Raw genomic sequence first — 16160 nt, 5'->3', positions numbered from 1 at the left:
TAGGTTAGGTTTGCCTAAGTTCTCTCGTGTCGACGTCACCGCACGCCTTCCGGGACCTTCCGCGGATCCGTGCGGTCCGCTGCGCCCCCCTGCCCGGCCGCGGTCTCGCTCGACCGGTCCGCCGGCCCTGCCCCTTGAATGTGAAAGGGACCCCTGTGTCCAACGGTTCCCGTCCCCTGCCGAAGAAGCTCCTCGGCAAACTGCCCCCCGTGGCCGTGGCCCTCGCCGCCGCACTGACCCTGACCGCCTGCGGCGGTGGCGACTCCGGGAAGGAGGAGGACTCCGCCGCCAAGGGCGGCTCCTCCGGCGGCGCCTTCCCCGTCACCGTCGAGCACAAGTACGGCAGCACGGAGATCAAGAAGGCGCCGAAGAGGGTCGTCACCCTCGGACTGTCCGACCAGGACGCGGTGCTGGCACTCGGCGTCAAGCCGGTCGGCTCGGTCGACTGGTTCAAGGAGAAGCCGTACGGCAAGTGGCCGTGGGCCAAGGAGCTCTGGGGATCGCAGCCGCCGACGGTCGTGGGCGAACGTGACGAGTACAACATGGAGAAGATCGCCGGCCTTAAGCCGGACCTGGTCGTCGCCCAGTACTCGGGCATGAAGAAGGAGCAGTACGAGACGCTGAAGAAGATGGGCGTCCCGGTGGTCGCCCAGCCGAAGGGCCACGCCGACTACATGGCGCCCTGGCAGGTGTCGACCCGTCAGATCGGCAAGGCCCTGGGCAAGGAGGCCGAGGCCGAGAAGAAGATCGCGGACATCGGCGCGCGCTTCAAGGCCGTCCGCGACAAGCACCCCGAGTTCGCGAAGCAGACCCTCACGGTGGCCGACAGCTTCGAGGCCGGCAAGTACTCCGCGTTCACCAAGGGTGACCCCAAGGCGATCTTCTTCTCCGAGCTCGGCTTCAAGCTCAAGCCCGAGATCGACAAGCTGGCCAAGCCCGGCTGGAACGTCGCCGAACTGAGCGCCGAGAAGCTGGACGTGCTCGACGCCGACCGGCTCGTCTGGGTCACCTCCAGCACCCAGGCCAACGACCGCATCAAGGGCGAGCCGTTCTACAAGAAGCTGAAGGTCTCCGAGGAGAAGCGGGATCTGTTCGTCCCCTACGAGGGCCCCGACGTCGGCGCCGCGTTCTCCTTCAACACCGTGCTCTCCATCCCCTACGCCATCGACGAGATCGTGCCGTTGCTGACGGCCGCCAAGAACTGACGCTCCAGAGCAGACGCAAGACCAGGGAAAGGCAAGACGACCATGTGTGATGCCGAGTCCGCCCGGACGCAGGCGACCGGACTGCCACTGACCGGTGCGCAAACCGGTATCTGGCTGGCCCAGCAGATCGAGCCGGACAGCTCGGCGTACAACATCGCGTTCTACCTGGAACTGCGGGGCGCCGTCGACCTCGACCGGCTGGCCGCCGCCGTGCGGCAGGCGGTCGAGGAGGCCGGGCCCCTGCACGTCCGGGTCGAGGCGGGGCCGGCCGGCCCCCGCCAGTACCCCGGCCGCCTCCCCGTCGAGGTCCGCCACGTCGACCTGCGCGGCGAACCCGACCCCGAGGCCGCCGCCGACGCCTGGGCCGCCGCCGAGCGCGACCGGCCCGCCGACCTCGCCCACGGCCCGCTGTTCGCCCAGGCCCTGCTCCGGCTGGCCGACGACCGGGTCCGCTGGTACCAGCGGTACCACCACCTCGCCACCGACGCGGCCGGAGTCGTCCACCTCACCCGCCGGGCCGGTGCGCTCTACACCCACGGCGCGGACGCGCCGGCACCCCGCTGGGAGCTCGCCCGGCTGGTCGGCGCCGACCGCGACTACCGCGCCTCCGCCCGGTTCGAGGCCGACCGCGACCACTGGAGCGCCCGGCTCGCCGATCGCCCGGAGCCCGTACGCCTCGTCCCGCGCGGCGGCGCGCCCATGACCCGGCGGGTCCGGCGCACCACGGAACTGTCACCGGAGCTCACCGCCCGCGTGCGCGAGGCCGCCGCCGCCCTCGGCGTCCGCGCCTCCCGCCTGCTGGTCGCGGCCGTGGCCGGCTATCTGCACCGGGCCACCGGCGAACGGGACCTCGTCCTCGGCCTGCCGGTCACCGCACGCGCCGACGACGGGACCCGGGACCTGCCCGGCATGGTCTCCAACGTCCTCCCCCTGCGGGTGACGGTCCGCCCGGACACGACCACCGCCGCGCTGGTGGACGCCGTCCGGCACGAGATCGCCGAGACCCTCGCGCACGGCCGCTACCGAGCCGAGGAACTGGCCAGGGACCTGGGCCTGACCGACGGCGTCGCGGAACTCGTCGGCCCCACGGTCAACGTCCTCCCCGCCGCCGAGGACTTCCGCTTCGGCGACCACGAGACCGCCTTCCACCCCGTCTGGCTCGGCCGCATCAGCGACCTGGCCGTCACCTTCGTCGCCCCCGAGCACGGGAACATACGGATCGGCCTCGACGCGGACGCGGCCGTCTGCGAGCAGGGCGAACTGGACGACCACGAGCGCCGTTTCCTGCGCGTCCTCACGGCCATGGCCGACGACACCGACCGCCCCCTGGGCCGCGTCGAGCTGACCGACGACACCGAGCGGACCCGGCTGCTGACCGAGTTCGGCACCGCGCCCCGCGAAGCCCCCGAGCTGACCTGGCCGGCCGCCTTCGAGGAGCGGGCCCGCCGCACCCCGGACGCCGTCGCCCTCGTCTGCGAGGACCGTGAACTCACCTACGCCGCACTCGACGCGGCGGCGGGCCGGCTGGCCCGCCTGCTCACCGCGCGCGGCGTGCGCCCCGAGGACGTCGTCGCCGTCGCCCTGCCCCGCTCGCCCGAGCTGGTGACCGCCCTGCTCGCCGTCATGAAGGCGGGCGCGGCCTATCTGCCGCTCGACGCCGACCACCCCCGCGACCGGATCGCCTACATGCTCGACGACGCCGGCGCCCGGACCGTCGTCACCACCCGCGAACTCGCCGCCGAGCTGCCGGACGGCCCCGTACGCCTGCTGCTCGACGACCCGGCGGTCACCGCCGGACTGGCCGCCTTCGACGGCCCGGCCCCCACTGTGCCGGTCTCCCTCGACCAGGCCGCCTACGTCATCTACACCTCCGGCTCCACCGGCCGCCCCAAGGGCGTCGTCGTCACCCACGACGGCATCGGCAGCCTGATCGTCACCGCCACCGACCGGCTCGGCGTCGACGCCGGAAGCCGCGTCGTCCAGTTCGCCTCGGCCGGCTTCGACGTGACCGTCTGGGACCTGGTCATGTCGCTGTGCGTCGGCGGGACCGTCATCCTCGTCCCCACCGAGCGCCGCGTCGCCGGGCCCGCCCTCACGGACTACATCGCCGCCCACCGGGCCACCCATATGATCCTGCCGCCGTCCCTGGTGTCGGCCCTGCCGCAGGACTGCGACCTCCCCGAGGGCTCCGTCCTCGTCGTCGGCACCGAGGCCGTGCCCGGAGAGCTGATCGCCCGCTGGTCCGACCGGCTGCGCGTCGTCGTCGCCTACGGGCTGACCGAGGCGACCGTCAACTCCACGCTGTGGTCCGCGGAGGCCGGCCGCCCCGGCCCGGTGCCCATCGGCCGGCCCGACCCCAACACCCGTGCCTACGTACTCGACCACGCCCTCCGCCCGGCGGGCGCGGGCGTCGAGGGCGAGCTGTACATCGCCGGACGCGGCCTGGCCCGCGGCTACCTCGGCCGGCCGGGCCTGACCGCCGGCCGGTTCGTCGCCGACCCGTTCGGCGCCCCCGGGGAGCGGATGTACCGCACCGGCGACCGCGTCCGCTGGGGCGCGGACGGTAACCTGGAGTTCCTCGGCCGCGCCGACGGCCAGCTCAAGATCCGCGGCCATCGCATCGAACCCGGCGAGATCGAGAGCGCCTTCATGGCCGCCCCGGGCATCGCCCAGGCCGCCGTCCTCGTCCGGCAGGACCACCGGGGCACCAAGCGCCTCGTCGCCTATCTGGTCGGCGACACCGGCACGGACCCCCGTGCCACGGACACCGCTGTCGCCGCCGCCCGCGCGGAGCTGGCCGGCACGCTGCCGGAGCACATGGTGCCCTCGGCCGTCGTGGTCCTGGCCGGGCCGCTCCCGCTGACGCCCAACGGAAAGCTCGACACCAAGGCCCTGCCCGACCCCGAGTGGACCGCCCTGACCGGCGGCGCCGCCCCGACGACACCGGCCGAGGCCACCTTGGCCGGGCTGTTCGCCGAGGTCCTCGGCCTGCCCTCGGCGGGCGTCCACGACAGCTTCTTCGCCCTCGGCGGCGACAGCATCGTCGCGATCCAGCTGGTCGAACGCGCCCGCGCGGCCGGAATCCCGCTGACCCCCCGCGACGTCTTCCAACACCGCACCGTCGCCGCGCTCGCCGCGGCCGCCGGCACCGACACCGGTACGGGCCACCCGGCCGCCGCCCCCGTCGAACTGGACGACACGGCCCTGCCGGTCTCCCCGCTCCAGGAGGGCTTCTACTTCCACGCCCGCTTCGACGAGCACACCACCGACCTCTACCTGGTGCAGGAACTCCTCGACCTCGCGGGCCCCGTCGACGCCGACCGGCTCCGCCGCGCACTCCAGCACCTCCTCGACCGGCACCCGCTGCTGCGCGCCGGCTTCCGGCAGCTCCCCGGCGGACAGGTCGTCCAGCGGGTGGCCGACGCCGTCACCCTGCCGTGGCGCGAGGCCGAAGCCTCCGGTGACGCGCTGGACGCACTGCTCCGGGACGACCGCGCCGAGCGCTTCGACCTCGCCGCCCCGCCGCTCCTGCGGGCCGCCCTGATCCGCGACGGGGAACGCCACCGGCTCCTGCTGACCCTCCATCACATCGTGGCCGACGGCTGGTCGGTCTCCGTCCTGCTGCGCGAACTCCTCGCCGCCTACCGGGGGGAGGAGCTCCCCGCCCCCTTCGACCCCCGCCCCCACCTGGCCTGGCTCGCCGGCCGTGACCGCGGGACGGCCCGGAGCGCCTGGGCCCTGGCCCTCGCCGGCCTGCCGGGGCCGACCCGGCTCACCGCGCCGGACGCCGACGGGGCCGAGGACGCGCCGGAGCCCCGCCCGGAGCACCTCGACACCAGCGTCCCCGAGGCGCTCACCGCGCGCCTGACCGCCCATGCCCGCGCCCACGGCCTCACCCTGAGCACCGTCGTGCACGGCGCCTGGGGCCTCCTCCTGGGCGGGCTCACCGGCGGTGCCGACGTCGTCTTCGGCAGCACCGTCTCCGGCCGCGCCACCGAGGTCGACGGGCTGGCCTCGGCCGTCGGCCTGTTCATCAACACGGTGCCCACCCGGATGCGGGTACGGCCGGACGACTCCCTCACCGGGGCCCTGCGCCGCCTCCAGGACGAGCACGCCGGACTGCTGGAGCACCACCACCTCGGCCTCGCCGACATCCAGCGCACCGCCGGGGGCGGTGACCTCTTCGACACCCTCGTGGTGTTCGAGAACTACCCCGCCCCGCGGCGGCCCGGCACCGGGGACGGCGACGCCCTGGACATCACCGGCGTCGAGGTCCACGACGCCGTGCACTACCCGCTCGCCCTTGTCGTACGGCCGGGCGACCGCCTCGACCTGAGGTGGAAGCACGACGCCGCCCGGCTCGGCCGGCCGGCCGTCCGGGCGCTCGCCGACCGCTTCCTCGCCCTGCTGGAGACCCTGGTCGCCGAGCCAGAGCTGCCCGTCGCCGGGCTCGACCTGCTGACCGCAGCCGAGCACGACCGCCTCGCCGGAAGCAACGCGACCGCGCGCACCGTGCCGGACACCACGCTCGCCGCCGCGTTCGCCGCGCAGGTGGCGCGCACCCCCGAGGCCACCGCCGTGGTGTACGAGGGCGAGCGGCTGACGTACGCGGAGCTCGACCGGCGCGCCGAGGACCTGGCCCGCCGGCTGCGGGCCCGTGGCGTGGCACCGGAGCAGTTCGTCGCCGTCGCCGTGCCGCGCTCGGCCGGGCTGATGGTCGCGCTCCTCGGCGTCCTCAAGGCGGGCGCCGCCTACCTGCCCGTGGACCTGGACTACCCGGCCGACCGGGTGGCGTTCATGCTCGCCGACTCCGGCGCCCGCGTCGTCGTCACCACCGCCGCGTCCGCCACCCGGCTGCCCGGCGGCGGCGACGGCCCCGACCTCCTCGTCCTCGACCGGGCCGAGGACCTCCTCGACCGGGCCGAGGAGGTCCCCGACACACCCGCCCGGGACGCCGGCCCCGACCACCCCGCCTACCTCATCTACACCTCCGGCTCCACCGGCCGCCCCAAGGGCGTCGTCGTCACCCACCGGGCGATCGTCAACCGGCTCGCCTGGATGCAGGGACAGTACGGACTCGCCGCCGACGACCGGGTCCTGCAGAAGACCCCGTCGAGCTTCGACGTGTCGGTGTGGGAGTTCTTCTGGCCGCTCCTCGAAGGAGCCGCCGTCGTCCTCGCCCGCCCCGACGGCCACCGCGACCCCGACTACCTCGCCGGGCTCATCCACTCCGAACGCGTCACCACCCTGCACTTCGTGCCCTCGATGCTCGCCGCGTTCGTCCAGGCCATGGAGGCCGGCACCGCCCCCGGCGGCTGGGCGGCGAGCCTGCGCCGGGCCTTCTCCAGCGGCGAGGCGCTCACCGGCGCCACCGCCCGCCGCTGGTGGGACCTCACCTCCCGCGCCGGACACGGCCCCGTACCCCTGCACAACCTCTACGGGCCCACCGAGGCCGCCGTGGACGTGACCTGGTTCCCCTACGAGGGCGGCACCGACCGCGACGTCCCCATCGGCCGCCCGGTGTGGAACACCCGGCTGTACGTGCTGGACGCCTTCCTGCGCCCCGTCCCCGACGGGGTGCCCGGCGAACTCCACCTCGCCGGCGTCCAGCTGGCCCGCGGCTACCACGACCGGCCCGGCCTGACCGCCGCCCGGTTCGTCGCCGACCCGTTCGGCGCCCCGGGGGAGCGGATGTACCGCACCGGCGACCTCGTACGCCGCCGCCCCGACGGGACCGTCGAGTACCTCGGCCGCACCGACCGCCAGGTGAAGATCCGCGGCAACCGCGTCGAACTCGGCGAGATCGAGGAGGCCCTGTCCCGGCGGCCCGGCGTCGCCCACGCGGCCGTCACCGTCCGCGACGGCGCGCTCGTCGGCTACGCCGTGCCCGCACCCGGCACCACCCTGGACACCGAGGCTCTGCGCGCGGCACTCGCCGCCGAACTGCCCGCGACCATGCTGCCCGGGGCCCTCGTCCCCCTCGCCGAACTGCCGCTGACCCCCAGCGGCAAGCTCGACCGGAACGCCCTGCCCGCACCCGCCGCCGCCACCGCCGGAACCGGCCGCGCGCCCCGCGACGCGCGCGAACGCGCCCTGTGCGAGATCTTCTCCGACGTCCTCGGACTGCCCGGCACCGGCGTCGACGACGACTTCTTCGTCCTGGGCGGGGACAGCCTCACCTCCATCACCGTCGCCACCCGCGCCCGACAGCAGGGAATAGCCATCAGCCCACGGGACGTCTTCGTCCGCCGCACGCCCGCCGCACTCGCCTCCGGCGCCACCGCCGACCCGGCCCCCGAGCCCGCCACGGGCCCGGCCGCCGGCGGTGAGACGGCCGTGACCGTCGCCGCCGCGGACGCCGGACAGGCCGCCGCCGCGCTCCGGGCCGTCCTGGCACAGCGGTCGGGGGCACCCGTCGACCCCGCCCTCCAGGCACTCCTGGACCAGCTGGTCGCCGCCTCCGCGACACCGGGGGAGACCGCCCCCGAACCTCCGCCCACCGGACTCGTCCTCTCCCCGGAGGAGACCGAGCGCGTGACGGCCGCCGCCGGGCGGCCCGTCGCCGACGTCTGGCCGCTCTCCCCCCTCCAGGAGGGCATGTACTTCGAGGCCACCTACGACGTGGGAACGCTCGACGTCTACCTCTCCCAGGAGGCCCTCGACCTCGACCACCGCCTCGACGCCGACCGCCTCCGCGCCGCCTGCCGCACCCTGCTGGCCCGCAACACCGGCCTGCGCGCCGGGTTCACCAGCGACGGCCTGCCCCGCCCCGTGCAGTTCATCGTCGACGGCGCCGGGATACCCCTGACCGAGGTGGACCTCTCCGCGCTGTCCGACGAGGAGCGCGCCGCCCGGGTCGAGGAGCTGCTGGCCGCCGACCGGCGGCAGCGCTTCGACCTCGCCGCGCCCCCGCTCTGCCGGCTGCTGCTCATCCGCCTCGCCGACGGCAAGGACCGGCTCGTCGTCACCCACCACCTCATCGTGTGGGACGGCTGGTCCGCGTGGCTGTTCCTCGAGGAGCTGTTCACCCTCTACGAACGGGCCGGCGACGGCACCGGCCTCCCGCCGGCCGGCTCCTACCGCGACTACCTGGCCTGGCTGGACCGGCAGGACGCCCCCGCCGCCATGGGGGAGTGGGGCCGGGCCCTCGCGGGCTTCGCCGAACCCACCCTGCTCGCCCCGGCCGGCCGCGACGGCGGACCGGTCATCCCGGTGGACTTCGACGCCTGGCTGCCCCGGGAGAGCGGCGACCGGCTGCGGGCCGCCGCCCGCCGGCACGGACTCACCCTCAACACCGTCCTCAACGCCGCGTGGGGCCTGGTCCTGTCCGCCATGACGGGCCGCCCCGACGTCGCCTTCGGCACCGCCGTGGCGGGCCGCCCCGTCGAGGTACCCGGCGTCGAGGACATCATCGGCATGTTCCTCAACACCGTCCCCGTCCGCATCGCCCTCGACCCGGCCGAGCCCCTGCCCGGCCTCCTGCGCCGGATGCAGTCCGAGCGCGCCGCCGTCATGCCGTACGAGTACGTGGGCCTCGGCGCCCTCCAGCGGGAGGCGGGCCACCGGCGCCTGTTCGATACCCTGTTCGTGCTGCGCTCCGCCGACGGTGAGGACCGGGCCGCCGCCCTCCGCGAGCGGCACGGCATCACCGGCGTCTCCAACGTCGACGGCACGCACTTCCCCCTCACCCTCATCGTCACCCCCGGCGCCCGGCTGAAGGTGACCCTCGCCGCCCGGCCCGACCTGTTCGACGCCGAGGCCGCGACCACGGTCCTCACCCGCTTCACGACCGTCCTGGAACGGCTGGCCGACCAGCTGGACGCCACCGCCGGCACGCCCGTCCCGACCGGCGGCGTCGACCTGCTCCTGCCCGGCGAGCGGACCACGCTCCTCGCGGGCCACGAGGACAGCAGGCGGCCGGTGCCGGACGACACCGTCGCCGACCTCCTCGCCGCCCAGGCGGCCCGCACCCCGGACGAGGTGGCCCTGGTCTTCGGCGCACGCGCCCTGACCTACGCCGAACTGGACGCGGAGATCAACCGCCTGGCCCGGCTGCTGCTGGCCCGCGGCGCCGGACCGGAGAAGGCCGTCGCGCTGGCCCTGCCGCGCTCCGTCGAGACCGTCGTGGCGCTCTTCGCCGTACTGCGCACCGGCGCCGCCTACCTGCCGCTCGACCTCGACCACCCCGCCGACCGGCTGCGCATGACCGTCGAGGACACCGCGCCCCTGTGCCTGCTGACCACGACGGCGGTCGCCCCGACCCTGCGCGGCGAGGCGGGCGCCCCGGCACCGGAGATCCTCCTCGACGACCCGGCCGTCGCCGCCGAACTCGCCGCCCTCCCCGGCGCGGAGGTCACCGACGCCGAACGGCCCGCCTTCGCGCACGGCCTGCCGGACCGGCTGGAGCACCCCGCCTACATCATCTACACCTCCGGCTCCACCGGCCGCCCCAAGGGCGTCGTCACGCCCTACCGCGGCCTGACGAACATGCAGATCAACCACCAGAAGGAGATCTTCGACCCGGCCATCGCCGCCGCCGGCGGACGCCGCCTGCGCATCGCCCACACCGTCTCCTTCGCCTTCGACATGTCCTGGGAGGAGCTGCTCTGGCTCGTCGAGGGACACGAGGTGCACATCTGCGACGAGGAGCTGCGCCGCGACGCCGAGGCCCTCGTCGCCTACTGCGACCGGCACCGCGTCGACGTCGTCAACGTGACCCCCACCTACGCCCAGCTGCTGATCGAGGAGGGCCTGCTGGAGCGGTCCGAGGAGCCGGACGGCCCGCGCCACCGGCCCGCGCTCGTCCTGCTGGGCGGCGAGGCCGTCCCCGACACCGTCTGGACCCGGCTCCGGGACACCGAGGGCACCTACGGCTACAACCTCTACGGACCCACCGAGTACACGATCAACACCCTCGGCGGCTCCACCGCCGACAGCCCCGCGCCGACCGTCGGCAGGCCCATCCGCAACACCCGGGCCCACGTCCTCGACACCATGCTGCGCCCCGTACCGCCCGGCTGCCCCGGCGAGCTGTACATCGCCGGCACCGGTCTCGCCCGCGGCTACCACGACCGGCCCGGCCTGACCGCCGCCCGGTTCGTCGCCGACCCGTTCGGCGCCCCGGGCGAGCGGATGTACCGTACCGGCGACCTCGTACGGCAGCGCCCCGACGGCCTCCTGGACTTCCTCGGCCGCACCGACGACCAGGTCAAGATCCGCGGCTACCGCATCGAGCTGGGCGAGGTCTCCACGGCCCTGGCGACCCACCCCGAGGTCGCGCACGCGGCCGTCGTGGTGACGGACGCGGGCGGCACCAAGCGCCTGACCGGCTATGTGGTGCCGGAGGCCGACGCCGACGCCGGGGACCTCCTCGGACGGCTGCGCGCGCACCTGAAGGCCAAGCTGCCCGACTACATGGTCCCCGCGGCGCTCGTCACCGTCCCGACCCTGCCGCTGACCGTCAACGGCAAGCTCGACGTCAAGGCGCTCCCGGCGCCGGAGCCGACCGGCTCCGGCACCGGCCGGCCCCCGGGCTCGCCCCGCGAGGAGACGCTCTGCGCGCTCTTCGCCGAGGTGCTCGGACTGCCGGACCCCGTCGGCGTCGACGGCGACTTCTTCGAGCTGGGCGGCCACTCCCTGCTGGCCACCCGGCTGATCAGCCGGGCCCGTACCGCCCTGGACGCGGAGCTCACCATCCGGGACCTGTTCGAGGCGCCGACCGTGGCCGAGCTGGTGCGCCGCGCGAGCGGCCCGGACGCGGCGGGCGCCCGGCCGGCGCTGGTCGCCGCCGAGCGGCCGGCGGAGCTGCCGCTCTCCCACGCCCAGCGGCGGCTGTGGGTCGTCCAGCAGATGGAGGGCACCTCGGCCGCGTACCACTTCCCCCTCGTGATGCGGCTGCGCGGCGCGTTCGACCTGCCCGCCTGGCGGGCGGCGCTCGGCGATGTGACGGCACGTCATGAGGCGCTGCGGACCCTGATCACGGAGCACGAGGGACGGGCACTCCAGCGGGTCCTGCCGCCGGAGGAGGCCCACCCGGTGGTGGAGCACGTCCGGGCCGGCCACGAGGAGGCGCCCCGCGTCGTCGCCGACGCCGTCGCCCGGCCGTTCGACCTCGCCGTCGAACCGCCGCTGCGGGCCACCGTCGTCGAGCTCGGCCCCGACGACCACATCGCCGTGCTCCTGCTGCACCACATCACCACCGACGAATGGTCGGACCGCCCGTTCCTGCGCGACCTCGCCACCGCCTACGCCGCCCGCAAGGACGGCACGGCACCCGTGTGGGAGCCGCTGCCCGTCCAGTACGCCGACTACGCCCTGTGGCAGGAGCGGCTGCTCGGCGACCCGGCCGCGCCGGACAGCCCGGCCGCCCGCCAGCTGGAGTTCTGGCGGACCGCCCTGGACGGCGCGCCCGAGGAACTGGAGCTGCCCACCGACCGGCCGCGCCCCTCGCGCCCGAGCTTCGCCGGCGCCGACCACACCGTCACCTTCGACGACGCCTCCTACCGGGGCCTGCGCAAGCTGGCCCGCGAGAGCGGCGCCAGCATGTTCATGGTCGCGCACGCGGCCGTCGCCGCCCTGCTCCACCGCATGGGCGCGGGCACGGACATCCCGCTGGGCTCGCCCATCGCCGGGCGCACCGACGAAGCCCTCGACGACCTCGTCGGCTTCTTCGTCAACACCCTGGTCCTGCGCACCGACCTCACCGGCGACCCGAGCTTCACCGCCCTGCTGGCCCGGACACGGGACACCGACCTCGCCGCGTTCTCCCACGCGGACGTGCCCTTCGAGGCCGTCGTCGAGAAGCTCAACCCCACCCGCTCCCTCGCCCGCAACCCCCTGTTCCAGGTGATGGTCGGCTACCACAACCGGGTGGCCGGCGCCCTGGAACTGCCCGGCCTGGCCATGGAGTACGTGCCCGTCGAGACCCGCACCGCCAAGTTCGACCTGGTCTTCAGCTTCACCGAGGAGACCACCGAGGACGGCGAGGGCGGCACGCTCGGCTGCCGGCTGGAGTACGCCACCGACCTGTACGACCGGGACACCGTGGAGCGTCTCGCCGACCGGCTGCGGCTCCTCGTCGCCGCCGTCGCGGCCGACCCCGGCCGGCCCGTCTCCCAGGTGGACGTCCTCACCGGCGACGAGCGGCGGCTGGTCCTCGAAGGGTTCAACGCCACCGCCCGCGAGGTCGAGGAGGCCACCCTCCCCGCCCTCTTCGCCGCCCGGGCCGCGGAACGCCCCGACGCCGTGGCCGTCGTCGACCGCTCCCGTACGGTCAGCTACGCCCGGCTCGACGCGCGGGCCGAACGCATCGCCGGGCTGCTGGCCGCGCGCGGGATCGGCGCCGAGAGCGTCGTCGGCGTGGCCGTGCCCCGGTCCGCCGACATGGTGGCGACCGTCCTCGCCGTGCTCCGGCTCGGCGCCGCGTTCCTGCCGCTCGACCTCGTCCACCCCGCCGACCGGCTCGGCTACATGGTGGAGGACTCGGGCGCCGCGCTCGTCGTGGGCACCGAACAGGTCGCCGGGAAGATCCCCGACGTGCCCGGCGTCCCCACGCTGCTGCTGGACGCCCCGGACACGGCCGCCGCGCTCGACGGCCCGCCCGGAGCGCCGCCGGCCCCCGTCCCTGTGAGCCTCGACGGAGCCGCCTACGTCATCTACACCTCCGGCTCCACGGGCCGCCCCAAGGGCGTCGTCGTCCCGCACGAGGGCATCTCCAGCCTGGTCGCGACCGCCGTGGACCGGATGGGCCTGGCACATGACAGCAGGGTCCTGCAGTTCGCCTCCATCGGCTTCGACGTCGCCGTCTTCGAACTCGCCATGGCGCTGTGCCACGGCGGCCGGCTCGTCCTCGTCCCCGACGAGGCCCGCGTCGCGGGACCGGCGCTGACCGACTTCCTCGACGAGCAGCGGATCACCCATATGATCCTGCCCCCGTCGCTGGTGTCGGCCCTGCCGCCGGAGTGCCGGCTCCCCGAGGGCTCGACGATCCTGGTCGGCACCGAGACCGTGCCGCCGGACCTCTTCGACCGCTGGGGCGACACGGTCGACCTCATCGCCGCCTACGGCCTGACCGAGGCGACCGTCAACTCCACGCTCTGGCCGGCCCGGCGGGCCGGCGGCCCGGCCGGGAACCGGGTGCCCATCGGCGCCCCCGACCCCAACACGCGCTGCTACGTGCTCGACGCCACCCTGCGCCCGGTCCCGCCCGGCGTGGTCGGCGAACTGTACGTCGCCGGCCGCGGCCTCGCCCGCGGCTACCTCGGCAGGCCCGCCCTGACCTCGGAACGCTTCGTCGCCGACCCGTTCGGCGCGCCCGGCGCCCGGATGTACCGCACCGGCGACCGGGCCCGCTGGCGGGAGGACGGCAACCTCGACTTCTTCGGCCGGGTCGACACCCAGGTCAAGGTCCGGGGCTTCCGCATCGAGCTCGGCGAGATCGAGGCGGCCCTGGCCGCCCACCCGGGGGTCGCCCAGGCCGCCGTGGTGCCGGACCGCAAGGGCGACATCGTCCGGCTGGTCGGCTACGTCGTCCCGGAGGGCGGGGAACCCGACCCGCGGGCCCTGCGCGCGCACGTCGCCGGCATGCTGCCCGAGTACATGGTGCCCGCCCTCGTGGTGATCCTGGACGGTCCGCTGCCGCTGACCCCCAACGGCAAGCTGGACCGCCGGGCCCTGCCCGCGCCCGACTGGTCGGAGCTCACCGGCGACACCCGCCCGGCGACCCCCACCCAGGCCCGGCTCGCGGACCTCTTCGCCGAGGTCCTGGAGCTCACCGACGTCGGCGTGCACGACAACTTCTTCGCCCTGGGCGGCCACTCGATGGCCTCGATGCGGCTGCTCGGCCGGATCCGCTCGGTGTTCGGCACCGACCTCAGCATCCGCGACGTCTTCGACGCGCTGACCGTCGCCGGCCTCGCGGCCAAGCTCGACGAGGCGGGCGCCGGTGCCGGCCGGCCCCGGCTGCGAGCCCTGGACGACCGGGACGGTGCGGCTCCGCCGCCGCTCGCCCCCGCCCAGCGGTGGCGCTGGACCTCGTACCGCCGCCACGCGGGCTTCGACCACGCGCTCGTCCTCCGGTCGCCCGGCGGCCTGGACGCCACCGCGCTCGACGCCGCGCTCGCCGACGTCGTGGAGCGGCACGAGCCGCTGCGCACCGCCTTCACCGAGTGGGACGGCACGGTCCTCCAGGCCCCGGCCGCGCCGACCGCCCTGGACCGGGAGCGGTGCGACGACCTGGAGGCCCGGCTGACCGAACTCGCCGCCGGGACCGCGGACCTGGAGCGGCGGGCGCCCCTGGGCGTCCGGCTGCTCACCGCGCCGGACGGCACCCAGGCGGTCCTGCTGACCATGCACTACCTGGCCGTCGACGAATGGTCCGTCGTCCCGCTGCTCCGTGACCTCGCCACGGCGCACGCGGCCCGCACGGCCGGCCGGGCCCCCGAGTGGGAGCCCCTGCCCGTCACCTACGCGGACTACACGCGCTGGGCGCACGAGGTCCTGGGCGACCCGGCCGACCCGGAGAGCACCGGGGCGCGGCAGCTCGCGTACTGGCGGCGGACCCTGAGCGGCATGCCGGGCGAGCCGGCCCTGCCGGGCGGCCGCGCGCGCGGCGGGCGGGGACACGGCGGCCGCGCCGGTGATGTCGTCGGCTTCGTCCTCGACGAGGAGCTGCACACCCGCGTGGACGAGCTCGCACGCCGGACCGGGACGAGCATGTTCATGGTCCTGCACTCGGCGCTGGCCGCGCTGCTCACCGCCCATGGCGCGGGCACCGACCTGCCGATCGGCACGATGGTCGCCGGCCGCACCGACGAGCTCCTGACCGACCTGGTCGGCTGCTTCTCCAACACGGTCGTCCTGCGCACCGACACCGCGGGCGACCCCTCCTTCACCGAACTCCTCACCCGGGTGCGGGAGACCACGCTCGGCGCCCTGGACCGCCAGGACGTCCCCTTCGACGACGTCGCCCGGGCCACCGGCCTGGCCCCGGCGGGCCCGCAGATCATGGTCATCCACCATGAACAGGCCCACCTGGCCGAACTGGAGGGCGGCCTGGGCTCCCTGGACGCCGTCCCGACGGGCTCCACGGCGGCGGACCTCACGCTCAGCTTCTACGAGCCGAGGGGGGACGGGCCGGTGCACTGCGCGCTGATCTTCGCCACGGACGTACTCGACCGGGAGACGGCGGAGCGGCTGGCGGGGGAGTTGCGGGGGACGCTGGAGCGGGTGGTGTCCGACCCGGAGCGGGCGGTTTCGGAGCTGCGCGTGGGGTAGGAGTGAGCCTTTGAAGCAAGGGCCCCGCCGGTGGGAAGGAGGATTTCCTCCGCCATCGGCGGGGCCCTTTCCGTGCGAGGGCGTTCCCGCGGCACTGCACCGGTCGGGTGAATCCCGCCGCCGGTGCTTCCCCAGCGGGTAGGTCTGTCGCTGTCCCTATCGGGGCACTCGGACACGGACCGGCAGGGAGACACGCTATGGCTCAGGGCGTCGTGAAGGGGTTCAACGCGGAGAAGGGGTACGGATGGATCACGCCCGACGGCGGGGGTCCGGATTTGTTCGTCCACTACAGCGAGATCCAGGGGAAAGGCTTCAGGACTCTCGACGAAGGGCAGCGGGTGGAGTTCCAAATCGGGCAGGGCACGAAGGGGCCGCAGGCGACGGATGTCTACGTCCTGTAGAGCCGAGCCCGCTGGGCCGGGGGTCACTCCGGCGAGGTCCGGGTCCGCCGAGGCGCGCCGGCCCTGTCCGGTGCCCGGGGACACCGCGCGGTAGCGCAACGGGGGTCCGGGGGCCTGCCCCCGCCACGCGGCGGAGCCGCACACCGGATGCCGCGGGAAGGGGCGGGGGAGGGGAGAAGCCCCCGGCAGGGCGTCCCCGCCGCCCGGGCCGCCGCACCCGGGACGCGCGACGCCGAAGGCCCCCGGTGGACAACCGGGGGCCTTCGGCGCGGGGTGGCGG

General features: G+C 75.0%; 3 protein-coding genes. All 3 read left to right on the top strand.

Translation table 11 applies throughout. From position 1 onward, the window contains the following. Positions 1–155: 155 nt before the first annotated feature. Positions 156–1205 (top strand): iron-siderophore ABC transporter substrate-binding protein, encoded by a 1050-nt coding sequence (locus tag AF335_RS20725; protein WP_244927110.1) that lies wholly within the window; start codon positions 156–158, stop codon positions 1203–1205. Between the two features lie 42 nt (positions 1206–1247). Beyond that, positions 1248–15479 (top strand): non-ribosomal peptide synthetase, encoded by a 14232-nt coding sequence (locus AF335_RS20720; protein WP_102919917.1) that lies wholly within the window; start codon positions 1248–1250, stop codon positions 15477–15479. 197 nt (positions 15480–15676) lie between these two features. Continuing rightward, positions 15677–15880 (top strand): cold-shock protein, encoded by a 204-nt coding sequence (locus AF335_RS20715; RefSeq protein WP_102919916.1) that lies wholly within the window; start codon positions 15677–15679, stop codon positions 15878–15880. Positions 15881–16160: the final 280 nt, after the last annotated feature.

The organism is Streptomyces eurocidicus (assembly GCF_002891295.1).
GTDB lineage: Bacteria > Actinomycetota > Actinomycetes > Streptomycetales > Streptomycetaceae > Streptomyces > Streptomyces eurocidicus.
The sequence above is the reverse complement of the archived record's forward strand: the minus strand, read 5'-3'. Positions and strand labels throughout refer to the sequence as shown.

What these genes read in the sequence shown, in the direction of transcription:
- AF335_RS20715 (WP_102919916.1), top strand. Translation starts at nt 15,677, where the DNA reads ATGGCTCAGGGCGTCGTGAAGGGGTTCAACGCGGAGAAGGGGTACGGA.
- AF335_RS20720 (WP_102919917.1), top strand. Translation starts at nt 1,248, where the DNA reads ATGTGTGATGCCGAGTCCGCCCGGACGCAGGCGACCGGACTGCCACTG.